Below are 20,610 nucleotides of genomic sequence, written 5' to 3' on the forward strand. Positions count from 1 at the left end.
CTTATATTCCTCCTTTCACAGGATTGTAACTTGCTCTATTTTCCATTTTTCTTAATAGGCTTGCTGCACTGTCTGGAGAATCATCATGCTCTGCATTCTCCGAATAATCCAAAATCTCATTGATGTATTCTGGATCCGTGTCTTCCAGCCAGATAATATTTTTCCAATTGCTTCGAAGATAGGTAGATATCTTCACGAACTTATTCATCGATTCATCGTAAGTGTTTACGGAATACTTAAGCCCCCGGAGCTCTTTTGCTAGATATCCCTTATCAGCATTCGTTTCACATGATATAGAACCGGCTCGAAGCATCTTGTGATATACTCCAATCTCTCCCAGGCAATCATCCACATGCTTGTCCCAACGCTTCCCAAATCCGATAATACGTCCATCCGAAAGTTTATGAAATATTGTATAAGCTGTTCCGTCTTCACCATCATAAGCAGCGTCTATATGAGCCATACCACCATAGATTAGCTCATTATCTTTCGTGAACTTCGGCTCTTTGAACATTGCATCCTTATCTGCAATATGCTTTAATTCATAGTTGGCAGCAAACAGGCTATCGCTCATACTCTGTCGCAACTCTTCCAGCTTATCCCTGGTAATCAATCCAGTTGAATAGCAATCATACCGCCGGACATTTGGCATAATAGATATTGCATCTTCCTTATGCCACGGCGTACCGGTGTTAATGAACCGTCCACCACGGTTACGAATGTTCTGTAATTCCATGTATTGAATCTTCGTCCGCTCTCGTTCTGCCTTGCTGATACGGTCTTTCAAATTGACAATATCATCAGTTATAACAATATCTGCATGCTTACCAGTAATGCTAGTTCCGATACCAAGTCCAACGACCTGACTAATACCTTTTGTGGACGTACATAAGTTGGTGTGAATCTCTGAATTATTCTCTTTCAGCAGCTGAAGATCTGTATCATACAGGTCAAATACTATCTTCTGGAACGCTCCAGATTTCAATATTTTCTGAGACTGCGTCAAAACTTCAGTCACATCATCATCCGTCTTACGGAAGAACATTACATTCTCATTCGGCTTAATGACAGCATGGATTGCAAGGAACAACGACAGATCTGTTGTCTTATATGATCCACGATGAGCAAGCAATGTCTGATCATCTTCGGCATACAAAAAAGACCGCAACCACTCATTGTGTAGAGTAGTCAGGTCTTTAAATCCTACCCAGTGTCCAATTTTATACGGCTCATTCCACAGGAGGTCCAGAACCGCTTGCTTTCTGCTGTTCAAAGTATTCCTCCATTTCCTTAATGGATTCATCTATTGCCGGTGTCTTGATATCTAGCTTATCATTCCACATACCAAGGTGGCGACCAAGAAGCTCCAGAGCTTTCTCCTTATCGTTCAGCTTTATCTCAATACCGTTTGCCCCTTCTTTAATTCCAGCAATCGCCCGAACTTGATCTTCTGACATATCCGATGTATTCTTTATCCTCACGGCACCATTTACAATCTCAACATAGTCTGTTGCCCTTGCAAACGCACTGTATGCCAACTCCTGCACAACCATGTCCTGTGTCACTTCTGTGCGTTTCTGGCGCTCTTCCATGCGTTCCTTAATATACTTCGCAACGTTAACATTTGTCAACATTCTGCTTCCTGCAGACTTAGCTGTTTCATCCCTTTTTACACTGGGATATGCAACCCGGTAAGCCCGAGTGGCATTCAGATCTATCAAATATTCATCTGCAAATATTTTCTGTTTTTCAGTCATTCAGACTCACCACCTCTCAGTTCCTGTGTTTTATTGCATTAGAAAAGCACCCCGGAGGGTGCCTACTCTATCTTTCATTATATTTTATCGATAACCTTTCTTCAATTCTTACAACATCAGTCAAGAATAGTTCCTTAACTATGAAATTACACCCAAAAGGAATAATAAATGCTGCAAAACTTACAAACAAAGAAAGTTTTTCAAAGCCAAACCTTTTGTAAACAGAATATATAACTATTAAAGCAATGACTATACTTATGATATTAACCAGAATATTAATTACTCTATTTCTATCTGCCTTTTTAATTGCTTTGCCATGTATTTTTTCTTTTCTCTCTTTATCTATTTTATTTTTATATTCTTCTAGTCGTTTTTCCTGTGAGCTTTTCGTAATAGTCTCACACATAATCTGGAAAGCCTTAAACGTATCTTCTCGGGCAACAATAGAAGCTTGGTCTCTAACACTTTGCCCGTTTTGTTGCCCTAAATCAAAAGGGACTTCTATTTTTATCAATTTAAACAAGATTACAATGTCATTCTCGCTTATACTTATCTCTTGATCACAACAATAACACTCACTAATACTGATTCTGTCCAAATCTGGCGTCGGCATTTCTTTTATAAGCATGCCACAGTTAGGACATCTTATTCCAAAATGTCTTTGCAATATACCTTCTTCTTCACACTTTAAAATTATTTGTACCGCTACTTCATCGTTTATTTTTAATGCATTAGCAATTTTAGAAACTGTTATTAAGTCTCTACTGTTTGGTGTTAGACTAATAAAATATTCTGTTAATTTTCTAATTGTATTATTATCTATGATTTCATCAAGAATTGATAAACAACTGTAATACATTTTGAATATCCACCTCCTCGGTATATTCAAAAAACTTAATATGACAATGATTATTTTTGATTCCTATTTTTACTTTGAATTCTTCATCAAAATACGTTTTATTTCTACGTTTAAATTTGAACACAATACCATCACATATTTGACTTTTTTGCATCATTTTTTTATTATCAAAAAATATTGCCTTTGATTGTAGCGGATGTTCTTGAGCAGATTTTTGATCCACTTTTGATTCCTCTTCATCTGTAGCTGAAATTCTCAACGGATACGCTTCTCGTCCTCTCGTAAAAATAGTCTTATCTTCATAATTGATGGAAAAGTATTTTTCTACCAAATTAAAAATATCCGATTGTATGTCACTTTTATTACTTCCAACACAAATTTCATCACATATTATATTTATTACGTTAGCTATCTTGTCCTTATTGTTTTCTATCAGTTCAGTGATTTCTACTGGTGTATCTGTATATGTATCTAATAACTTATATAAACAATTTTTAAATTTCCAGTTCACTTCTGCGGAGCTCTTGCAATTAATATTAAGCAAATCTAAAACATACTGCATTCCTTGTTGAATTCTATATTCTGGAGTCACTTTTATAAGATTTTTCAAGTCAATGCCTTCCCTGTTGTACTCAAACATGTTTTGCTTTGGTTTTCCTCTTCCAACAATTAATCCTGACTCTGGGTATATGTCTACGGTTATAGGGTACCATCTTACTTTAGCATCGCTTTTTCCATCATAAACAAAAACACATTGACAAAGATAAAATGTATAAATCAAAAAATCACTTTCGTCTATTTGGAATCTTACTAATTGCATCGAATTTGTATATGCATTATTACATAAATGGTTAACTTTATTTTTTCTTAATATCGGCTCCAACTTTTGATATATATCGTCAACATTTTGTACATAATCAATACTTTCATCTGATAGCTCCCTAATGTATAAATCTTTAATTCCTTCTTTTACAACAGAATCAACCCACTGCAAAGTATCTTCCTCTGCATTTTTTGTACTATTGGCATATTTTACAATAGCATTAAGAAGCACTTGCCTAGAATCACCTAATTTACATTTTATGTCAGGCCTACATTTTATGAACCTTTTCATTGCGTTGACCACAATATAATCTTCATTACTTTCCTTGAAAGTATCTGGTAATACAAACATACTTCTCCTCCGCACAACCCACACTAAAAAACCTACTTCCATAATATTCCATATTTTGACAATTTTCAACAGCAAAAGACGCCCTGCCAAGCAAAGCGTCTTCTCTAGGTTTTTTAGTTTTCCAGTTGTAGGAGGTTCATACGTCAAGCGTATCACCAGAAAGAAGTATCCTCATCCACTTCTTTCATGTTACACTATAACATTTTAAAAGCGGAAAGTGCGGAAAAAGCGGAAAAACATATTTATTTTTTCATAAAATTCTCAAGTTCTTTTCGAACGCTATCCTTCGTACACTTCTGTCCCATCAACGTTGCAACTTCCTCCCAGGACAGCCGGTTGAAGAACTTGTACTTAATGATCCGCCGCATCCTGAAAGGGATTTCCTGCATCCATTCTTCCACCTGTAGCTTCAGTTCTTCTGCTGTCTTTTTCTGAATCTCAAGAAGATTCTTCTCTCGCTGAATAAGCCCTGCATCCTCAACTGTCTCTATCGTGCCACCAAGGTTGAATGATCTTGCTTCATACGGCCAGTCAGGATTGCTGCCTTTAACCTTGTCCTGTACAATCTTCCGCTTTTTCTCCAACTTTTTAATTTCATTCTCGGTCTCCTTTATAATCTCACATGCATCTATGTAGTCACTTAATATTTTCTTGTCCAACCTGCATCTCTCCTTTAACGTCATGCTTTCTCGCCAGATACTCCGTCACATTGCAGCACTGGTACGGCTTCCGCCTGAATTCCTGCTTTGCTTTATCATCCGTCTCTTTCTCTGCCATCATCTCGTAATGGCTCTTGCTGTCCAGATGCTGCTGCTTCCGATCACGTCTCTGCTTTCTCAATCTCTATCACCTTCCCCTCTCCGCATATTTCATTTATACAGTCATTCCAGCCTTCCGTAAAACCTCTTCCTAATGCCCCAAATTCATATCGACTTGTTGGTAATACTTTCCCCTTCTCCGGCATCGGCTTCAGCGGACAATCATTTGGAAATCCTCCCCTCTCATAATTTCCAGATACGCCATTTCCAGTTATTCCGCATATTGTTTTGAATAATGTACTTCTGCAAACATTACAGTCCATACATCCATTCTTCGGCATATCCATTACTAATACTGCTTTACTCATCGGCCTCCCTCCTGTTCCACGCCGTTACGGCTAAATATTTTACATCCTCATAATCTTGTCCCTTATACGTGAGTGTTCTACATCCGCATTTTTTACATTTTATAAAAGCTTCTACATGAAGAAAAGCAAAAGAACACAAATCTGCTTTTCCACCACAAAACGGACATGGTTTTACTATGATTTTACTCATTCTTACACCTCCAACAGTTTTGGATTGTCGATTGCGTTACCAATCACCTCGAAATCAATAGCCATGCTTCCGTTAATATAAAGATACTGCAACCCCATTTTACTTTTATGCATTCTTGCAAATCCGGCATAATGTTGATTCCATATAATGCGATCCGTCTTTTGTTTTCCAGTGATTCCATCTGTGTATCTTACAATATCATTCTCCCAGATCAGCTTTCCGTTCTTGTCCTTAAGTCCTGTACACTGGCAGATGGTATTTGGATCAATTAGTTTTTCTTCTTCCAATTCTGGTGAATATATATAATTCTCACAAGAAAGGTATCCATAAACCCATCCATCATGTTTTTTATTTGCGTCAAACGCATGTACATGCTTTGCCCGGTATAAATATCTATCGTTCATCTGATTCCTCCACTTCTGACTGTAGCCACTTTTTAAAGCATTCTCTACACCTGTTGTCACCTTCCCGACATATTTTATCGTCACACCACGGTATATCACTGCTATACATGAACTCTACCAGATCCTCATCACTCATAGCCCGGATTCTGTCTGCGTTTGTATGCCTCTTTTCCTTCCCCGGCTTATACGGTTCTGGAAGTGGTTGCCATGCAATAATAAGTCTTTCATAAGCCATAAACTCTTTATCTTCTCCGTTGTATAGCACAACTACTCTATCTGCATAATCTTCGTTTGGTAGTTTTCTTGATAATTGTACAAGGTAATATCCTGTTTTTTCCGGCAACCGCTCACTGCATGGAATCCACTCACCGACTTTCGGCTGTGCTTTTATGCAATCAAATACATGATATGCGAAGTCAGATAGCGTACAATCTATATTCTGCTCGTCTGTTTCAAATATTTTTTCTATTTCTTCAATCAGCTTCTTCTCATCAATCATCTGTTTTCTCCTTCCCGGTCTTACTCGGCTACTTGCAGTCACAGCTTATGTTGCTGCCGCTTTCGCCGATGCCGCAAATTCTTGTAACATCCTAATCCCTTTTGCTCACTTCAGATGCTCTGCTGGACGCCCTCATTATTACTCGCCCAGTTACCCTCCTAAATTTGTTTAATTACTTCTAATATTTTCTTCATCTTCTACCTTCGCCGATTTAATCCAGTTCACATCATTCATATACTTATGACATTTCCCATCTTCCTTGCAGTAAGCAACGCACCGTTCTTTGATGCATTCATTCAATTGTATTCTCTGATAGTCTCCATGACCTACCATCATTGCTTTTTCCCATACTACTTGCGTAAGATCAGGGCAGAACTTCAATCCTTGTATACTCATATCTTCTACTCCTCCACCTGCTTGTGCGATCCGTGAAGCATTTCACCTGTTCCTCCGCCCAGATTACTAAGATGCATTGGCTTAATACCAAGATTTTCACAAAGCAAGTTCAAAGCGCTCTGTACTTCACAATCTCTGATAAACTGTTCCTTTGAACACGGTGTGTTCTCATGATCGTTATATATTTTTGCAATTTCTCTTGCCACTTTCTTTTTACTTATAAATCCAAAATTTTTCATATTTCGTTACCCTCCTAAATTTCAGAATCCTATTCCTCGCATTCCACAACACCAAAATGATAACCACACTCTTCACATTTTGCCGTTCCATCACCATAGAATTCTTTAATTTCTGCTCCACATTTAGGACAGAATGATATTTCATCATTGTCTGTCATACCGCTAATAAAACCATACATTTCGTTATCCTCCTAAATTTCAGTTTAATCAAACAGAATTTCGTTTTCATACTGTTCAATCTTTCTGTTGTTTTCAGAAATTAAATATCTCAAATTTCGAACTTTGAGACATAAGTCATTAATTTCTTTTTGATATTCTTCGTTTTCATTTCTCATCTTATTGATTTTATTCTTCTTTGTTGATTTCCTCATATGATCTCCTAAATCCTAATGTTTCAGTTTAATTCATTGCATTTCCGCAACTTTTAGATTCTGCATCGCATCTATGAATACAATTATCTTTCTCGTCACATTCTTCGCAACATATATACCGATTTTTAAAACAGTTATATTTACATGCAAATGTGTATTTACCTCTTGGTTGCCTGCATCCCTCGTAATGGTTTTTCAAATTCGGATTCACTGAACATTCTTTGCAAAGATCTGACTTTCCGCAATCCAGCGTAGGTTCCACGGTTTTGTCTTGATGTATACAGCAGAAGCAATCTTCCTCTATATCAATGATATTCAAAAGCATTCTATGTACATTTTGCACGAATGCATCTAAATCAATAAAATCCCTTTTCCATGATTCTGAATCATATACATCGTATCTTGTTGTGAAACAGTATTTCGGTCTCGATTCATCATCAACAGATATTCCTTTATCGTACTCTTCCTGTGTTAGATTTAATTCCTGAAATTCTTGAATCGAAAACAATTTATCTTTTATCCATTCATACAAATCTTCTTGTTCAACATGAACCGTATAAAACTCATTATCATTATACGATTCTGATCTGAAAGCATCTCTCAACTTCTGCATAATGGTTTCAGCTTTCCTTGGTTGTCTGTTCGGTGCTTGATCGAATAATTGTCCAGCAACCACAAACATTAATTGTCTTTCACTTATCATGATTGTTTTATTTCTCATGTTCACACCTCCACTAAAGCCTAATTTAGTTACATTTACTTTTTCTTTCACCAATTGCTTTTGCCGTTGGCGTTCCATCCTTGACCAGTTTAATTCCGGCATATTCTTCCGTCAGTTTCTGCATTTCAGTCATATCAACAACTCCCTGTTCCCAGGCTTTATATAGGCTTATACACTGCTCCACAAATTCGGGAATTCTTTTCTTTGCTGTCTTCTGCCAATAGTCTGAAATCAAGATATTTGTCGGAATCACCAGCATCATATGAAGGATTTCTTCTGCCAGTTCATCATTCTTGTCCATCAGGATCTTCTTCGCCCTAGCAAATTCCTGATGCCTTACCTTATCCAGTTCCTCCGCCGTCATGACGAAGGTCCTGGCTTTCTTTTCGTTCTCGCGCTTCTCGCGCCTTAGTTCTGCTCTGCTCATTTACTCATCATCTCCATTATTACAGTAAACATTACTTCTTCTCTCCCTTCTGAAGGTTCTTCAAAAATTCTACTAAGCTTGTCTCACTGTCTGTGCTATGTACATACTGCTGTTCAAAGGTTTTGTCGCTACCGTAATACTTTCTGTTCTTATCAAGCAGATGATAGTAATGCTCATCAGCAAACTCATTAGGTCTCCAGTACATTCTTCTCTTTGGATATTCTGCTACTACCAGCCGGCTACCATCAGAGAATTCATATTTGTAATAATTCACATCAATGCGATCATCCCGGTACCAAAGTCCCCATTCCTTGTAATTCTTCAGCCATTCTTTTCTCTGGTCGTTATTTTTCATTGCCGGAAGCTCTGGCTGTACTGGTTCAAGTTCTTCCTGCTCTTCCGGTTCATCATCCTCCTGCTCTTCCTGATCAGCTTCATTTTCCATCAAAAGTCTCAACGCCTTAACAAGCATCCTCTGTCTCATCATCAGATTGTGTGGAAGCCCACCATCTTCGGAATTTACTTTTTCATACTCTGCAAGGGTTCTTTCTTCTTCCTCGAGATAATCCCGGATTGCTATTTCTGAGAAAGTAAGCTCGTCCAGATCCGCTGCTTCCTGGCAGCGTTTTTCTTCAGTTTCCGTATTTTCGACAGCGACTTCCGTATACTCTGCGTCGATCACATTTTCTTCATCATTGGTCACAGATTCTGGTGGATTGATCACATTTTCGTGATGTTCGATCACAACACTGACTTCATCATTGTTGATACAATAACTTTCGTCTTGTGCGACGTCGCACAAATGCCTTTCAGAGTTGTTTCTCTCATATTCTTCAAGTTTACTATGTACTTCATCCATGCATCTCTTTGAGAAATTTCTGATCATTGCTAATTCAACGTCTGACATGCTCTGAATCTCTTCGATCGTATCCACTCCAGCTCTTTTCAAAACATTATAGGTTCTAACACTAAAGTTGAGCTCATCAATTGCCGTACCATGTTTTTCTTCGATTGCTTCATCCTGTGCGACGTCGCACATATTTTTCTTTGCTACCTCGTGCCTTGCTCTGACAGATCTAATACACTCATACTCACAAGGGTGATTACATTTTTTGCAACACGGTACTGGCTGTCCATCTCCTGCCCGATGAAATGCAAGATCTTCATTCACAAACTGGCACTTGCTTCCAACTTCATGCCTCAGATTCTCTACGACATTCAAAGTCGTACATGGAAATGGATTTCCCATCGGAGCTTCCACGCAATAGCAATATTCCTGTCTGAGTTCGCATCCATCACGATGACAGCTGAAACAATCCTGTTTTCCGCATCCTGGTGTTTTAATTAAGCTATCTTCTGGATATACCCTAATCGGATATCCCAAGATTGATACCGGCTCTTCCTCCGGCTCTGATTCCGGCTTCCGTACTTCCCGGATTTCCTGTACTGTCATATCCGGACTTACTGCTTCCATCTGTTTATCATCCAGATATAGCATTTCCTGCAGCTGGCTCTTCCCGAACATCCGGAATTCCTTTGCCAGGATCGGGGTATTACCGCCCTCTGAGAATTTATCGTTCATGGCTATCCATCTGGATGCAGTTGTTCGCTTAATTCCGTAGTTGTCTTCCGCAAATTCCCAGATGCTGGAATAGCCATCCTGTTTATATAATTCTTTGTCCCGGATCCATTTCAGGTAATATCCAACAGCCACAAAATCTCTGGACATGTTCTGAAGCTTTTCTCGGATGATATCTTTTGTCTCTGAGTAATTTAACGTCAAATACCATTTATCCTGTACTCTTGGTTCATCCATTGTCTCGAACCTCCTTCTCGTACAAATCATGCACCGACTGCGCCATCTGATACCACCAAAACATCAAATCAATGATATCTGGCAGACAGCCATACTTTCTTACAATCTGCTCTGATCGCCTGCTGAATGCATCCAGCTTATGATCTTTTTCGTAAATACCGAAGCTCTTTGCACAATCGTTATACATGCTTTTGATTCTTTTTATTTTTTCGTCCATATCGCTCCTCCGTAACCATATGTAACCAGTATTTCAAACAAGTAACCAAATACTTGTTACCCTTGCTATCCCTCTGTTTTCAACGATTATCGTTGTCTTTGTTGTATCAGTAACCGGGTAACCATACATTTTTCTCACGCGAGAGAGAAAAATAAATTCTATATTCATATATTTTTTTCTTTTATATACATTAAAATGTTGTGGTTACTTTGGTTACTTGGTTACTATTCATGAAATGGCAGTTCAACTTGCTCATATTCTTCTACCACTTCTGCATCCTCAAAACCATCCCGATCCACAAATTCATTCATCCGTAAAAAGACACACCTGATCGGCTTTCCTTTGACTTTTTTAAGCTTCGTGAGTCGGTCTTTCTGCGTTAGGATAATTCCCTTTTTATCCGCCCAGGACAGGAATGCTTTGTCTGAAAAACCTCCGTCCTTACAGAGTTCCTTAAATGCCTGGACGTAGATTATTGCATAAGGCACTTCTTCGATCAGATCAATGGTTCCCCATTTCTCAACCTTGGTATCCATATCAAATCTTTGGTTGTTCATATTGATCTTGTCAAGCAGATACTGATAGCACCGTTCATTCTCTGAAAGCTCATTTTTATCCACCAGTACCGTACGTGCGCTGTCCATGGTAATATATATTCCGTCACAAAACAGGTAATCTGCAGCAATCTTATCTGCAGTCAGGATGACCGATAATGCAATGCTCTGCTTCTGCATCTTATCGTCCTGAAACAGCTCTTTCTGGAACTGCATCTGAATCTTTCGAATCTCTTCTTCTCCAAGTCCCTGCACTATCTGAACAAATTGCTTTCCTGCATTGCCATAGTTTTTCTTAAACATCTCTACAGCCTCCTGCGGATCTTCAAATACATGCTCTCCACATTCCAGTTCCAGGATACGGTTGATCGCTCCTCCCTGGGACACATAAGAAGATAGAGGGCGTTCTCCATTGGTCAAAATGGCATTCTTCCACCGGTTCTCCCTCCGCACTCCCAACTCCTTATTAGACCGGCTCTTGCCTTTCCCGGAGCAGAGATCATACACGAATCCTTCAAAATTCTCCCGGATCCTAGCACTTACCTTGCTGCTATCATCCAACATCATCGGCAAATGATTCAGCATATCCGCACGAACCTCCAGCTGCACCTCTGTGGACTTAAAATCTCCGATATACTGACCGATATCCGGATTCGCCCAGACAGATGCAGCCAGCATCATTGATACGGATTTTCCGCCCTCAGTAGCGCCCCATAGGTCAAAAATAAACGGAAGCACACCGAGCTTTCCAACCAAAATACTGGCAAAGGATGCTGCTAGAGAAAATAGAATCTCCGGACGTTTCGTAGCCCTTAGTTTTCTCACATAACTCATCCACACCTGCTTGTTTCCATGCTGGCCAATAGATTCAAATACCTGCTTAAACTGCAGATCTCCATCAAAGATCACGTCGTCACTGTATGGAACAAACCCTTCTCCGATCCATCCGAGTTTCCCGGTAGACTTCTGTACGGGAATGTCATCATCGTTCAGATTCTCCACATCAGACAGGTATTTGACCAGAAGCTTGGCATTCTCCGATGTAACGGCTACTCCAAGCTTTGACAGTGCTACAATCTTATTGGCTGAGGACACCAGATCCTTCGGGACCACAATTTCTCTCCATCTATGGTTACGCTTATATGCAAGCTTAATCTGCTCTTCACCAGTCTCCAGATTCTTTAACCGTTCCACTGGAAGAATCGGATGATAACACACCACGACCTCATTCGTATAATCCTTGTTAAATGTATGTATCCCATCATCTCCAGCAATCCAAGAGCCACACTTCATGTTGTCATATCCACCGCCGGTGAAGTTTGTCCAATTCTCTAACATGCTCTGGCTGGAATTCTGCTTCTTTCTTTCAGTTGCCGCGACCTTCTGAAACGCCTTGACCATGGCATCAAATTTTCCTTTTACACCTAATTCTTTTGCACGATCCTGAAGTGATAACAGCATACGTGCTTTCAGTATTTCATCCTCCTGATCAAATATTTCAATGAATACTTCATCATCCAGAATGGAATCCCGATCATAATCTTTCAGTAATTTCAATGCTGCATCACCTCTTCATCCAAACATTCCATGACGTAGAGCTGATACTGCAGCGCATTGTAGCAATCGCACCATGTATCAGATAATGGTTCTGATCGGCGCATCCATTCGCGGTATATATCAATGAGCATATAATTCAATTCTCTCTTTCTTTTCCATCGCTCCTGCTGTTTTAACCGCATCTTTTTTTTCTTTTCCGCACGGTAAATACATAGTTTGCTATGGAATGTTTCTTTATTTTCATATGATCCACCAAGACTCAAGAATGCTTCTTTAAAACTTACAGAGTCCATACGCATCACAAAATCAAAGATATCACCGTTTGCACCACAGGCAAAACAATGGTAACTGTCTTTATATATTTTCATAGATGGTTCTCGGTCGCTTTTATGAAATGGGCAATGAACAAAACCTGATCGATTTGGAACAATTCCGTATCTGGGCAGAATTTCTGTCATAGAATATCGTTCTTTAATCTCTTCCTTTGTCATTTACGCCATCTCCCAAAATTCTTATAATCTCTTTTCCCGTATCTTTCTTCTCGCAGAATTCGAACCTTACATGATACCGATCATGTATTGTACAGAGGGATTTATAGAGTTGGTTTCCGTCTACGGCTTTTTCAGAGACAATATATTTTTCACGCTTACCGTCTACAACTCTCCATCGTACTTCATGCTTTCTGGGATTCTTCCAGAAATAGACATCTTCAAGACATGTGATTTCCGGTCCATGTTCCACTAAAATCACGAGCTGAATACCAGCTTCCATCGCTTTCAAGAGTTCCCTTTTAAACCGCTCATGCTGTTGGCAGACATTTCCACACAGCTCCTGCAGGTTCTGCTTTCGGTCAATTATGAGCCTCGGATTATCGAGACTCATATAATCACCGACTAGAAGCTTACTGGAGAAATGATTTATGCCATTTTCATCAAATGTCTTAATAATTTTCCGTATTGCCCTCGCCTTTTCCCTAGAATCAATCTGAATGTCCATACCAAAACCTCCTAGAATGGAAGTTCTTCATCTATTCCATCAGGAATATTCATAAACCCATCACCTGCCGAAGTCGCTCCTTCTGGATATCCGCTTTTATGATTCTTAAATGCTTTCGTCTCAGAAATATCTGGAATCCGAGCATCAGGAACCTTGTCAAGAGATACAAACCACCGAAGGACCCTTTTCTCTCTTTCTTTTCCTTCGTAATAATCCATCTGCAGTCCAAAAACTCCACCAATTTTCTTATTCTTAAACTGCTTTTCAAAGTTATCTCCCCACTGAGTTGTAAATCCACTATTAGAGTGTTCCACACATGTGATGAAAGTCTTGAATGACCTACTGCAGTCTCCATTCTCATCTTCTGTCAAAATATACTGCGTTGCCTGATTTGGCCATTTTTTATCCGGCCGAATATCATTCTTAAACTGTTCTGTAAAATATCCAGGCTGGATATCATCTTGTGCAAAATCAAACAAAATAACAATCATCGGTTTACCATTCTTTGAAGTTGTCTCATTGACCTGCTTAATAATTAATTTGTGTCCGCCAAGGTCCACGGGAGTAAATTCCCCCTGAGCCTGTGTATTTTCATAATTATTCGGTTTCTGCATATTAAAAATCCTCCAATGCTTTAATTACTTCTACAATGTCATTGTCAATCTCCATCTGGTCAAATGCACCCATCGGAGATTTGGCCGTACTGTTGTTCGCCTGAGTCTCAAACTTATATGCTCCATCTACACATTTGCTCAGAAGAACGGTGGTAAACTTGCTTTCCAAGACAATCTTGTCCAGCTTTTTACCAGATGTCTTAATCCTCGTAAACATATACCCATTGTCATCATGATCTGTCTGAGTATGCGCGGTAAATACAACGGTCAAATCTTCTCTGAGATCATGTGCCTTGCATACCAGATCCCAGACACATGCAGCCAGATCCACCCACTTGTCATACCCTTTCTCTTTGCTCCTTCGCATCTCATCAGCGACCATAAGGCCATTAATTGTATCAACAACAACTACCTTAATATGCTTCCATTCCTTATCAGCCTTATCAAGTGCACTAAGCACAGTACTTACAAAATCCGTACGGATATAATTTTTATTCTCTTCACTGTACTGATTTTTCCATCCCTTCCAGGACAGTCCTTTTTTATCACAATCAATATATAATGTTGTTTTTGGATCCAGATTTCTCATGGATGTTGTTTTGCCGGATCCTGATTCTCCGGCAATGCAAATAACCCTACTCATCTATCTTTCCTCCTTATCAAATACCACACGGTCTGCAGATTTTGTAATTAATAAACTAGCAATCTGCTTTAAAGACAATGTGGATTCATTATAAATATCTACCAGAACGTTGTATGCTTCTGGCGTCAGCTTCACAACGGTCTGTTCTTCAACCGGCTGCTTCTTTCTTGCCGGAATATGTATCATTCCATCATTCATTAATCTCTTCCTCCAAAAAAATCAAAATCTTTCAAAAACTGTATCTTCATTATTTTTCCTATCTCGCAGCCCTGCAGTCATCTTCCTGCCTATTGTCCAATCTTCCTCCACCAGACTCACAGGGATATGGTCTACAGTATCGGGCGCTTTCGGCAAGTACGGCCTTTCACCGCTTTTCCCGGCTGCAGCATTATTCTTCTACAATTTTCTTTTTGATTCCTAAAATAGCCAAAACATCCCTGATTTCAGGATACTCATTCACACTTGCATATCTTGCCACTGCATCAATTAAAATTCCTGCTTCTTCTGGATAAATATCATTCCAGTCAACATAATACTTTCCCATTTGACGTTTCCCTCCATTTTCGATATAATTTAATTGTCTAATTACTAGAGCGCCCGAGCTTGCCGGCTCATGTGGGTGCTCGTTTTTAATTTCTGGCCAGTGCAAAGATTCTTTTGATCTGGCCAACAGTGAATACCATATCTTCATCTTTGATTCCACAAAGCATATCTGATAACTGACATTTGATGGATATGTATCCAAGTCCATCATTCTTCCAGATATCAATCTGCTCCTGAACATCTTCCAGATACTTCTGAAATTCATCCCCGGGAATGATCGTTGGAATTTCTCTGATCTTTTTACCTGCCATCTTCATCACCTCCCCGAATAATTCTGCTGCGGTAAGTAATCTCTTTGTCATCCTCAAAACTTCCATATACCGGCTCCAGAATTGTTACAGCTCCTTCGTAGGCAACCAACGTATGTGCACCAAGCTGCAGGCGTTCTTTGTTTCCGAAGCATTCATACTTGCCATATATCCGTATATGCTCCTTTGGAAGTCCTGTCTCCTGTGCGAAGATCGTTACCATCTTTCTTTTACCTAATTTCATATCATTCACCTCCTACCACAACGGGCCCGCCATCCTGCAATAAATCAGTAACATTATGATCATTACTGTAGCGAACAAAACTCCGAAAACAAATCCTTCGGCAAGCTCCTTTAATGTCCCAATGATCTTGTGCTTCCTAAGCTTTTTCTTTATTGTCATTGTCATAACAAACTCTCCTCTCCAACTCTTCTACCGTAATACCCAGCCAGTCTGCGAGGTCTCTCTTTTTAATTTCGTAAGAACTCTGCACATTACCAGATTGCTTTGCAGTAACCACACTCCCAAAAGTCCATATGCCGCGTTTGATTCGCTCCCTGACCATCTGTGGACCACATCCGATTACTCGTGCGGCTTGTGATGCACTCATGATTTCTCTCACTCTCTCACCTCCTCCACTCACCTGTCCCACATCTGGGACACATTTCTAAGTCCATTTTGTTGGACATCTGATGTGTTACTATTAATACATCCCACTAAGATATGAAGTATTCGATGGATACACCGAAGTAATCCGCGAGGATTTTTAGTTTGTCTATTTTCGGATTACTACGTCCATCCCTCCAATCGTATAGAGTTGCAGTTGCAATACCCGTATCGGTAGCGACTCTATATATTGTTTTGTTGGTTTTAGACAATAATTTCTCAAAATTTTCGTACACTATTTCACCGCCTTTCCGAGATAAATTATTGAAATTATATCGGAAATATGATATAGTCAAGTTGCCAGCAAAACTAAATCATTTTTCCGAGATACGAACCACCGAATATATCACGGTTTTCTTTCGTGTCTCTAATATATCACGGTTTTCTTTCATAGTCAATACATTTTATGAAATATTTCCGAGATATTTTCAAGAGGGCAATATTATGTACGAAAAATTTGAAAAACTTCTAACTGAAAGAGGCGTTACTCCTTATCGTGTTCACAAAGAAACAGGAATATCTACCGCCACATTGTCAGATTGGAAAAACGGGAAAAGCCAACCGAAGCAAGATAAAATAGAAAAAATATGTGAATATTTTAATGTATCACCATCTTATTTTTATGGTGCCGGAGATGAATCTCAACTAAGCAAAAAAGACGAAAGAGATATCGCTAAAGACATGGAGAACATTGTAAGGAAACTGAGAAGCAATGAAGATGGACCAGCATCATTTGAAGGAGAGCCAATTCCAGAAGAAGACATTGATTTATTAGCAGGTCAAATAGAACTTATGCTTCGAAGGCTAAAACCAATTAACAAGGAGAAATATAATCCAAACAAAAATAAAAAGTAGGTGTACAGATATTGAAAAAAGATATTAAGCGTTTGGTTTCTTATTATGTAAAGAAATATAACACAAGAGACCCTTTTGAATTAGCTAACTATCTTAACGTAGAAGTTCAATGTGGAAATCTTGGTTCAAGGTCTGGATGTTATATGTTTTTAAAAAATCACAAATGCATATTTTTGAATGATAATCTGGATGAAAAAGAAAGTGAATTGGTAATGGCTCACGAACTTGCTCATTCAATATTGCACAGAAAAGAGAATTGTTATTTCATCAGGAACAAAACGCTTTTACTTACTTCTAAAAATGAAATAGAATCAAACACATTTGCTGCTGAATTATTAATACCGGATTCTATCATATTAGAAAATCCAGGAATGACCAAAAATCAAATTGCGCGTCTGACTGGATATGATGAAAAAATAATTGGAAATTCAAAAAAAGTGAAACGGAAATATTTTTACAATACCAAAATGATGTAAAATCTATTTCTGACAAGTACTACTCTCTCATGGATAATATTCAAAAGGACTGGTCAGTTTTATATAACTTAAAAGATTATACTGGAAAAATCGCTCATAAAATCGAAGAAGAATGCTTTGAAGATATTGCATTATATAACAAAATGCGTGAAATCGATATGAAATACGGGGAATCTTCACCCACGAATATACCTGCATTTAAAAGACTCGCTATGTTGTATGAAAAACAAGAGAAATTCGAAGAAGCAATTGATATATGCAAGCAAGCATATTCTTTTGGAATGGACGAACGAAGTCGCATGATTCGAATGATAAAAAAAGCCGGTCGCAATCCAACCATAGAGGAACTGAAGATAATAAACGATTAACATATTATGTTTATCACCAACCTGGTGGTTGGTAAGATAAATTATTCATTATAAGGCATACCAATCTGTATGCTATACACATTGGATGATTCTTTTAGAGTTATCCTACTTACCCTCATGTGTATTAAATATGGATTTGTATATATTGTTACAAAGGAAAAGAGGAATAAGATTAAATAACACCCCCTGCGCAGACAGGCGATTTACTCCAAGGTAAGATAAAAGATAGGAGGCGAATTATTGAATATCGAACAATACATAGAAGAGCGGCTAGATCCACAAATACAGTGGTACAGCAAGAAGTCTTCTATAAACCAAAAAAGATATAAGATTTCGCAAATATTTGAAATAGTACTTGCAACTCTCATACCTCTTTTGTCATCTTATTCTGATATTAAATTAATTGCATTTATAGTGGGATTATTTGGATCAATTATTGCTATCATAGAATCTATTTCAAAATTATATAAATTTCACGAAAATTGGATTCAATATCGTACCACTGCTGAAATGTTGAAACATGAAAAATTTCTTTTTCTAACACATTCAGCCCATTATCAAATATCAGAAGATACTATAGAAAGTATTTTTATTCAAAACATTGAGGATATTCTTTCCTCAGAAAGTAAAAATTGGAACCAATTAAACACCAAAGATGAATCCTTGAAAAATAGTTAATCTTCCACTGGTTCGTATGTTTTTTCAAACACATCTGGCTTACACGGGTACTGCTCTCCTCGAATTCCTGTGATGATCCAATCTCCAGGAGCCGCCCGAAGAGGACCTTCTAATGTCTGTATAGTCATTTCTATAGGTGTTTGATACGCTTCGATAACTATTGGTTTTTTTCTAAATTTCATGGTTTCACCTCCTAAATATAATGAAAGGATACTATTATGCCATATTTATATGATTATCGGTTATTTATAAGTCATGCTTGGAAATACGGAGATAATTACAAACGATTAACCCAACTCCTTGATGATGCAAACTATTTTTCTTACATCAACTATTCAGCCCCGAAGGAAAAGCCCCTTTTTCCTGCAGGAACTCCAAAAACAAGTTCGCAAATTCGCGATTTAATATCCAACAAAATACGTCCATCACAAATTACCATCGTTATCTCTGGCATGTATGCTGCGTACAGCGATTGGATGCAATATGAAATTGACGAATCTATTCGAATGGGAAAACCAATTCTTGGTATTTATCCTTGGGGACAGGTTAACGCTCCGAGTTACGTAACAAACAATGCTGACGAAATGGTTCGTTGGAATACAGATTCAATCGTTAGTGCAATAAGAAGATTAGTGTAACTTATATCTGTAATCCGTATATAAGCTACACTAATATATTAACATATTTATTTTTACAAATAAATACTTAATAAAGATTTTTGAATACTATATCGCCCGGTGCTTCGGTACCGGGCATCAACTAGATAATATATTTACTCAGGCACCCGGGAAGGACAGCTGATAGTTTCCGTAGCGTTACTAATTGTTGCAATACTGACTTACACACATAGAAAATAGCCATCCTGCTCCCTGACAAAGATTAGGACGATTATTTATAGTTACAATGTCAAGAACCGTCCCCAGAGGCAGCAGAGACGGAAAAACACCCGGTGCTTCGGTACCGGGTGACAATTAACGATATAACCGCTTCAGCGATTATAAAAGCTGCCTTTTCAAAAAAACACGAAAGAAGGTGATAATAATGCCAAAAGAATATACAAAAGAAGATGTAATTCAGAACAAGAAAGACGCCATAAAAACGTTGAACAAGATGCTTGAGCGCTTTATAAATGATCCCAGCGAAAAACATTTGAAGAAAGCAAATCTAATTTCGTATTGGATTAAAGATTATGTTCGAATGATAAGTTTTGAAGAGAAGTTCGATCCAACAAAAAACATAGCCTATAAAAGAGGAAATATAGTAAAGCTAAATTTTGGATTCAATATAGGAAGTGAGTACGGAGGTCTTCACTATGGTATTGTGCTTGATAATAAAAACGACCATAGTTCTCCAGTTGTTACTGTGATACCACTTACATCAGTCAAAGCTGACAAAAAAATACATGAAAATAGTGTTGAACTTGGAAATGAGTTGTATAAATCATTAAAATTAAAATATGACACTACATCAAAGGCTTTGAAAGATGAACAGAACGAAATTCGTGAAGCCATTGCAGCTTTTTCAACATTAGTAGATTTAGCTGGGGAGTCTCTTAAAAATTACGAACATAAAGAAACTTTAGAAGCAAAAGAAAAAGAACTTGCGAATGCCGAAAAATATTTATCAGCAACAGAGAAAATCGAAAAGCTATGGAAGGAAAAGGAAAAACATAATCTTGAACAACAAGAATATCTTTCAAAAATAGGTGAGGAAATCTCTTGCATGAAAGAAGGTAGTATCGCACTTGTAAATCAAATTACGACTATCAGTAAAATACGAATATTTGACCCTCGCAATTTAAAAGGTGTTCTTTCTGGAATATCCCTTTCAGAAGAGAGTATGGAAAAAATCAATCAAAAAATGAAAGATTTGTACATTTTTTAGGTGTTTGTTTTGATTATTCTGAAAAAACGGTTCGATTTTCCGTAATAAACTGATTGACTACGAGCATAATATAATCTATAATAAACTAACAGAAGAGATTATTTCTTTTCTAACATCGCCTTAAGGGCATCAAAGAAGATATTAGTTTATTATGTGAAGACCTCGTAGTAATACGAGGTCTTTTACGTTACACAATTAAAATGCGCCCTTACCGGATACCAGCAAGGACGACTTTACTATACGGTGCCTAGGACACAATATAGCTTCCGAA

The 20,610-nt window shown here is 38.1% G+C and carries 36 protein-coding genes; 6 read left to right on the forward strand and 30 right to left on the reverse strand.

The window, feature by feature from the left end; genetic code table 11:
• Window position 1: 1 nt before the first annotated feature.
• The 29 genes from ACQRBH_RS05855 to ACQRBH_RS05995 form a co-directional block, all read right to left on the reverse strand.
• Window positions 2-1,273: a terminase large subunit domain-containing protein gene (locus ACQRBH_RS05855; protein WP_427761165.1), complete on the reverse strand. Its 1,272-nt coding sequence runs from the start codon at window positions 1,271-1,273 to the stop codon at window positions 2-4.
• Window positions 1,230-1,757 (reverse strand): terminase small subunit, encoded by a 528-nt coding sequence (locus tag ACQRBH_RS05860; RefSeq protein WP_427761166.1) that lies wholly within the window; start codon window positions 1,755-1,757, stop codon window positions 1,230-1,232. The genes ACQRBH_RS05855 and ACQRBH_RS05860 overlap by 44 nt, the downstream gene beginning before the upstream one ends.
• 67 nt (window positions 1,758-1,824) lie before the next feature.
• The gene (locus ACQRBH_RS05865; RefSeq protein ID WP_427761167.1) at window positions 1,825-2,616 is read right to left on the reverse strand and encodes a hypothetical protein; all 792 of its coding nucleotides are present in this window, start codon (window positions 2,614-2,616) and stop codon (window positions 1,825-1,827) included.
• Window positions 2,588-3,790, reverse strand: a complete 1,203-nt coding sequence (locus ACQRBH_RS05870) for a hypothetical protein (protein WP_427761168.1) — start codon at window positions 3,788-3,790, stop codon at window positions 2,588-2,590. The genes ACQRBH_RS05865 and ACQRBH_RS05870 overlap by 29 nt, the downstream gene beginning before the upstream one ends.
• 242 nt (window positions 3,791-4,032) lie before the next feature.
• Entirely contained in the window at window positions 4,033-4,449 is a 417-nt protein-coding gene (locus ACQRBH_RS05875; RefSeq protein ID WP_427761169.1) for an RNA polymerase subunit sigma-70, read from the reverse strand.
• Window positions 4,427-4,630 carry a hypothetical protein gene (locus ACQRBH_RS05880; RefSeq protein WP_427761170.1) on the reverse strand — a complete coding sequence of 68 codons (204 nt, stop codon included), beginning with the start codon at window positions 4,628-4,630 and terminating at the stop codon, window positions 4,427-4,429. Before ACQRBH_RS05880 ends, ACQRBH_RS05875 begins: the two co-directional genes overlap by 23 nt.
• A complete protein-coding gene (locus ACQRBH_RS05885) occupies window positions 4,611-4,916 on the reverse strand; it encodes a hypothetical protein (RefSeq protein ID WP_427761171.1) in 306 nt (101 codons plus the stop codon). The genes ACQRBH_RS05880 and ACQRBH_RS05885 overlap by 20 nt, the downstream gene beginning before the upstream one ends.
• Entirely contained in the window at window positions 4,909-5,106 is a 198-nt protein-coding gene (locus ACQRBH_RS05890; protein WP_427761172.1) for a Lar family restriction alleviation protein, read from the reverse strand. The genes ACQRBH_RS05885 and ACQRBH_RS05890 overlap by 8 nt, the downstream gene beginning before the upstream one ends.
• A 2-nt stretch (window positions 5,107-5,108) precedes the next feature.
• Window positions 5,109-5,510 (reverse strand): YopX family protein, encoded by a 402-nt coding sequence (locus ACQRBH_RS05895; RefSeq protein WP_427761173.1) that lies wholly within the window; start codon window positions 5,508-5,510, stop codon window positions 5,109-5,111.
• The gene (locus ACQRBH_RS05900; RefSeq protein ID WP_427761174.1) at window positions 5,500-6,009 is read right to left on the reverse strand and encodes a DUF551 domain-containing protein; all 510 of its coding nucleotides are present in this window, start codon (window positions 6,007-6,009) and stop codon (window positions 5,500-5,502) included. The genes ACQRBH_RS05895 and ACQRBH_RS05900 overlap by 11 nt, the downstream gene beginning before the upstream one ends.
• A gap of 168 nt (window positions 6,010-6,177) precedes the next feature.
• Window positions 6,178-6,405, reverse strand: coding sequence for a hypothetical protein (locus ACQRBH_RS05905; protein WP_427761175.1), 228 nt, complete (start codon window positions 6,403-6,405; stop codon window positions 6,178-6,180).
• Window positions 6,406-6,410: 5 nt separating this feature from the next.
• Window positions 6,411-6,644, reverse strand: a complete 234-nt coding sequence (locus ACQRBH_RS05910) for a hypothetical protein (RefSeq protein WP_427761176.1) — start codon at window positions 6,642-6,644, stop codon at window positions 6,411-6,413.
• A 29-nt stretch (window positions 6,645-6,673) separates the two neighbouring features.
• Window positions 6,674-6,823, reverse strand: coding sequence for a hypothetical protein (locus ACQRBH_RS05915; protein ID WP_427761177.1), 150 nt, complete (start codon window positions 6,821-6,823; stop codon window positions 6,674-6,676).
• Between the two features lie 24 nt (window positions 6,824-6,847).
• On the reverse strand, window positions 6,848-7,015 hold the full coding sequence (locus ACQRBH_RS05920; protein ID WP_427761178.1) for a hypothetical protein: 168 nt from the start codon (window positions 7,013-7,015) through the stop codon (window positions 6,848-6,850).
• Window positions 7,016-7,043: 28 nt separating this feature from the next.
• Window positions 7,044-7,736, reverse strand: a complete 693-nt coding sequence (locus ACQRBH_RS05925) for a hypothetical protein (RefSeq protein ID WP_427761179.1) — start codon at window positions 7,734-7,736, stop codon at window positions 7,044-7,046.
• Between the two features lie 25 nt (window positions 7,737-7,761).
• The gene (locus ACQRBH_RS05930; protein WP_427761180.1) at window positions 7,762-8,163 is read right to left on the reverse strand and encodes a hypothetical protein; all 402 of its coding nucleotides are present in this window, start codon (window positions 8,161-8,163) and stop codon (window positions 7,762-7,764) included.
• A gap of 31 nt (window positions 8,164-8,194) precedes the next feature.
• Window positions 8,195-9,979 (reverse strand): DNA-directed RNA polymerase subunit alpha C-terminal domain-containing protein, encoded by a 1,785-nt coding sequence (locus ACQRBH_RS05935; RefSeq protein WP_427761181.1) that lies wholly within the window; start codon window positions 9,977-9,979, stop codon window positions 8,195-8,197.
• Window positions 9,972-10,196: a hypothetical protein gene (locus tag ACQRBH_RS05940; protein ID WP_427761182.1), complete on the reverse strand. Its 225-nt coding sequence runs from the start codon at window positions 10,194-10,196 to the stop codon at window positions 9,972-9,974. Before ACQRBH_RS05940 ends, ACQRBH_RS05935 begins: the two co-directional genes overlap by 8 nt.
• 224 nt (window positions 10,197-10,420) lie before the next feature.
• Window positions 10,421-12,307, reverse strand: coding sequence for a DUF927 domain-containing protein (locus ACQRBH_RS05945; RefSeq protein ID WP_427761183.1), 1,887 nt, complete (start codon window positions 12,305-12,307; stop codon window positions 10,421-10,423).
• Complete coding sequence (locus ACQRBH_RS05950) at window positions 12,304-12,798, reverse strand: CHC2 zinc finger domain-containing protein (protein WP_427761184.1); 495 nt, start codon at window positions 12,796-12,798, stop codon at window positions 12,304-12,306. The genes ACQRBH_RS05945 and ACQRBH_RS05950 overlap by 4 nt, the downstream gene beginning before the upstream one ends.
• Window positions 12,779-13,303 carry an ERCC4 domain-containing protein gene (locus ACQRBH_RS05955; RefSeq protein ID WP_427761185.1) on the reverse strand — a complete coding sequence of 175 codons (525 nt, stop codon included), beginning with the start codon at window positions 13,301-13,303 and terminating at the stop codon, window positions 12,779-12,781. Before ACQRBH_RS05955 ends, ACQRBH_RS05950 begins: the two co-directional genes overlap by 20 nt.
• Before the next feature lie 11 nt (window positions 13,304-13,314).
• The gene (locus ACQRBH_RS05960) at window positions 13,315-13,917 is read right to left on the reverse strand and encodes a hypothetical protein (RefSeq protein ID WP_427761186.1); all 603 of its coding nucleotides are present in this window, start codon (window positions 13,915-13,917) and stop codon (window positions 13,315-13,317) included.
• 1 nt (window position 13,918) lies between these two features.
• Window positions 13,919-14,560 carry an ATP-binding protein gene (locus ACQRBH_RS05965; RefSeq protein WP_427761187.1) on the reverse strand — a complete coding sequence of 214 codons (642 nt, stop codon included), beginning with the start codon at window positions 14,558-14,560 and terminating at the stop codon, window positions 13,919-13,921.
• Window positions 14,561-14,758, reverse strand: coding sequence for a hypothetical protein (locus ACQRBH_RS05970; protein WP_427761188.1), 198 nt, complete (start codon window positions 14,756-14,758; stop codon window positions 14,561-14,563).
• Between the two features lie 190 nt (window positions 14,759-14,948).
• On the reverse strand, window positions 14,949-15,104 hold the full coding sequence (locus ACQRBH_RS05975; protein ID WP_427761189.1) for a hypothetical protein: 156 nt from the start codon (window positions 15,102-15,104) through the stop codon (window positions 14,949-14,951).
• 85 nt (window positions 15,105-15,189) lie between these two features.
• Complete coding sequence (locus ACQRBH_RS05980; RefSeq protein ID WP_427761190.1) at window positions 15,190-15,414, reverse strand: hypothetical protein; 225 nt, start codon at window positions 15,412-15,414, stop codon at window positions 15,190-15,192.
• Window positions 15,404-15,655 carry a hypothetical protein gene (locus ACQRBH_RS05985; protein ID WP_427761191.1) on the reverse strand — a complete coding sequence of 84 codons (252 nt, stop codon included), beginning with the start codon at window positions 15,653-15,655 and terminating at the stop codon, window positions 15,404-15,406. Before ACQRBH_RS05985 ends, ACQRBH_RS05980 begins: the two co-directional genes overlap by 11 nt.
• 136 nt (window positions 15,656-15,791) lie before the next feature.
• Window positions 15,792-16,034, reverse strand: coding sequence for a hypothetical protein (locus ACQRBH_RS05990; protein ID WP_427761192.1), 243 nt, complete (start codon window positions 16,032-16,034; stop codon window positions 15,792-15,794).
• A 94-nt stretch (window positions 16,035-16,128) separates the two neighbouring features.
• Complete coding sequence (locus tag ACQRBH_RS05995; protein WP_427761193.1) at window positions 16,129-16,314, reverse strand: helix-turn-helix domain-containing protein; 186 nt, start codon at window positions 16,312-16,314, stop codon at window positions 16,129-16,131.
• Between the two features lie 208 nt (window positions 16,315-16,522).
• Here ACQRBH_RS05995 and ACQRBH_RS06000 point away from each other — a divergent pair, with 208 nt between their 5' ends.
• The 4 genes from ACQRBH_RS06000 (at window position 16,523) to ACQRBH_RS06015 (ending at window position 18,455) form a co-directional block, all read left to right on the forward strand.
• Window positions 16,523-16,933: a helix-turn-helix domain-containing protein gene (locus ACQRBH_RS06000; protein WP_427761194.1), complete on the forward strand. Its 411-nt coding sequence runs from the start codon at window positions 16,523-16,525 to the stop codon at window positions 16,931-16,933.
• 11 nt (window positions 16,934-16,944) lie between these two features.
• Window positions 16,945-17,409, forward strand: coding sequence for an ImmA/IrrE family metallo-endopeptidase (locus tag ACQRBH_RS06005; RefSeq protein WP_427761195.1), 465 nt, complete (start codon window positions 16,945-16,947; stop codon window positions 17,407-17,409).
• Between the two features lie 29 nt (window positions 17,410-17,438).
• Entirely contained in the window at window positions 17,439-17,777 is a 339-nt protein-coding gene (locus tag ACQRBH_RS06010) for a tetratricopeptide repeat protein (RefSeq protein ID WP_427761196.1), read from the forward strand.
• 240 nt (window positions 17,778-18,017) lie between these two features.
• Window positions 18,018-18,455: a DUF4231 domain-containing protein gene (locus ACQRBH_RS06015; RefSeq protein WP_427761197.1), complete on the forward strand. Its 438-nt coding sequence runs from the start codon at window positions 18,018-18,020 to the stop codon at window positions 18,453-18,455.
• Here ACQRBH_RS06015 and ACQRBH_RS06020 read toward each other — a convergent pair.
• Window positions 18,452-18,637: a hypothetical protein gene (locus tag ACQRBH_RS06020; RefSeq protein WP_427761198.1), complete on the reverse strand. Its 186-nt coding sequence runs from the start codon at window positions 18,635-18,637 to the stop codon at window positions 18,452-18,454. The genes ACQRBH_RS06015 and ACQRBH_RS06020 overlap by 4 nt on opposite strands.
• A gap of 36 nt (window positions 18,638-18,673) precedes the next feature.
• Between ACQRBH_RS06020 and ACQRBH_RS06025 the strand changes: the two genes are divergently transcribed.
• Window positions 18,674-19,093, forward strand: a complete 420-nt coding sequence (locus ACQRBH_RS06025; RefSeq protein ID WP_427761199.1) for a TIR domain-containing protein — start codon at window positions 18,674-18,676, stop codon at window positions 19,091-19,093.
• Window positions 19,094-19,496: 403 nt separating this feature from the next.
• Window positions 19,497-20,339: a type II toxin-antitoxin system PemK/MazF family toxin gene (locus ACQRBH_RS06030; RefSeq protein WP_427761200.1), complete on the forward strand. Its 843-nt coding sequence runs from the start codon at window positions 19,497-19,499 to the stop codon at window positions 20,337-20,339.
• Window positions 20,340-20,610 lie beyond the last annotated feature (271 nt).

The organism is Bariatricus sp. SGI.161 (assembly GCF_050313695.1).
GTDB lineage: Bacteria > Bacillota > Clostridia > Lachnospirales > Lachnospiraceae > JAFBIX01.

Excerpts from the sequence above, each read along its gene's own strand:
- ACQRBH_RS05905 (WP_427761175.1), bottom strand. The coding sequence starts at position 6,405 with ATGAGTATACAAGGATTGAAGTTCTGCCCTGATCTTACGCAAGTAGTA.
- ACQRBH_RS06020 (WP_427761198.1), bottom strand. The coding sequence starts at position 18,637 with ATGAAATTTAGAAAAAAACCAATAGTTATCGAAGCGTATCAAACACCT.
- ACQRBH_RS06030 (WP_427761200.1), top strand. The coding sequence starts at position 19,497 with ATGCCAAAAGAATATACAAAAGAAGATGTAATTCAGAACAAGAAAGAC.
- ACQRBH_RS06000 (WP_427761194.1), top strand. The coding sequence starts at position 16,523 with ATGTACGAAAAATTTGAAAAACTTCTAACTGAAAGAGGCGTTACTCCT.
- ACQRBH_RS05950 (WP_427761184.1), bottom strand. The coding sequence starts at position 12,798 with ATGACAAAGGAAGAGATTAAAGAACGATATTCTATGACAGAAATTCTG.
- ACQRBH_RS05985 (WP_427761191.1), bottom strand. The coding sequence starts at position 15,655 with ATGAAATTAGGTAAAAGAAAGATGGTAACGATCTTCGCACAGGAGACA.
- ACQRBH_RS05870 (WP_427761168.1), bottom strand. The coding sequence starts at position 3,790 with ATGTTTGTATTACCAGATACTTTCAAGGAAAGTAATGAAGATTATATT.
- ACQRBH_RS06025 (WP_427761199.1), top strand. The coding sequence starts at position 18,674 with ATGCCATATTTATATGATTATCGGTTATTTATAAGTCATGCTTGGAAA.
- ACQRBH_RS05935 (WP_427761181.1), bottom strand. The coding sequence starts at position 9,979 with ATGGATGAACCAAGAGTACAGGATAAATGGTATTTGACGTTAAATTAC.
- ACQRBH_RS05865 (WP_427761167.1), bottom strand. The coding sequence starts at position 2,616 with ATGTATTACAGTTGTTTATCAATTCTTGATGAAATCATAGATAATAAT.
- ACQRBH_RS05955 (WP_427761185.1), bottom strand. The coding sequence starts at position 13,303 with ATGGACATTCAGATTGATTCTAGGGAAAAGGCGAGGGCAATACGGAAA.
- ACQRBH_RS05965 (WP_427761187.1), bottom strand. The coding sequence starts at position 14,560 with ATGAGTAGGGTTATTTGCATTGCCGGAGAATCAGGATCCGGCAAAACA.
- ACQRBH_RS05900 (WP_427761174.1), bottom strand. The coding sequence starts at position 6,009 with ATGATTGATGAGAAGAAGCTGATTGAAGAAATAGAAAAAATATTTGAA.
- ACQRBH_RS05860 (WP_427761166.1), bottom strand. The coding sequence starts at position 1,757 with ATGACTGAAAAACAGAAAATATTTGCAGATGAATATTTGATAGATCTG.
- ACQRBH_RS05960 (WP_427761186.1), bottom strand. The coding sequence starts at position 13,917 with ATGCAGAAACCGAATAATTATGAAAATACACAGGCTCAGGGGGAATTT.
- ACQRBH_RS05910 (WP_427761176.1), bottom strand. The coding sequence starts at position 6,644 with ATGAAAAATTTTGGATTTATAAGTAAAAAGAAAGTGGCAAGAGAAATT.
- ACQRBH_RS05890 (WP_427761172.1), bottom strand. The coding sequence starts at position 5,106 with ATGAGTAAAATCATAGTAAAACCATGTCCGTTTTGTGGTGGAAAAGCA.
- ACQRBH_RS06010 (WP_427761196.1), top strand. The coding sequence starts at position 17,439 with ATGGATAATATTCAAAAGGACTGGTCAGTTTTATATAACTTAAAAGAT.
- ACQRBH_RS05970 (WP_427761188.1), bottom strand. The coding sequence starts at position 14,758 with ATGAATGATGGAATGATACATATTCCGGCAAGAAAGAAGCAGCCGGTT.
- ACQRBH_RS05930 (WP_427761180.1), bottom strand. The coding sequence starts at position 8,163 with ATGAGCAGAGCAGAACTAAGGCGCGAGAAGCGCGAGAACGAAAAGAAA.
- ACQRBH_RS05925 (WP_427761179.1), bottom strand. The coding sequence starts at position 7,736 with ATGAGAAATAAAACAATCATGATAAGTGAAAGACAATTAATGTTTGTG.
- ACQRBH_RS05975 (WP_427761189.1), bottom strand. The coding sequence starts at position 15,104 with ATGGGAAAGTATTATGTTGACTGGAATGATATTTATCCAGAAGAAGCA.
- ACQRBH_RS05980 (WP_427761190.1), bottom strand. The coding sequence starts at position 15,414 with ATGGCAGGTAAAAAGATCAGAGAAATTCCAACGATCATTCCCGGGGAT.
- ACQRBH_RS05915 (WP_427761177.1), bottom strand. The coding sequence starts at position 6,823 with ATGTATGGTTTTATTAGCGGTATGACAGACAATGATGAAATATCATTC.
- ACQRBH_RS05920 (WP_427761178.1), bottom strand. The coding sequence starts at position 7,015 with ATGAGGAAATCAACAAAGAAGAATAAAATCAATAAGATGAGAAATGAA.
- ACQRBH_RS05885 (WP_427761171.1), bottom strand. The coding sequence starts at position 4,916 with ATGAGTAAAGCAGTATTAGTAATGGATATGCCGAAGAATGGATGTATG.
- ACQRBH_RS05940 (WP_427761182.1), bottom strand. The coding sequence starts at position 10,196 with ATGGACGAAAAAATAAAAAGAATCAAAAGCATGTATAACGATTGTGCA.
- ACQRBH_RS05895 (WP_427761173.1), bottom strand. The coding sequence starts at position 5,510 with ATGAACGATAGATATTTATACCGGGCAAAGCATGTACATGCGTTTGAC.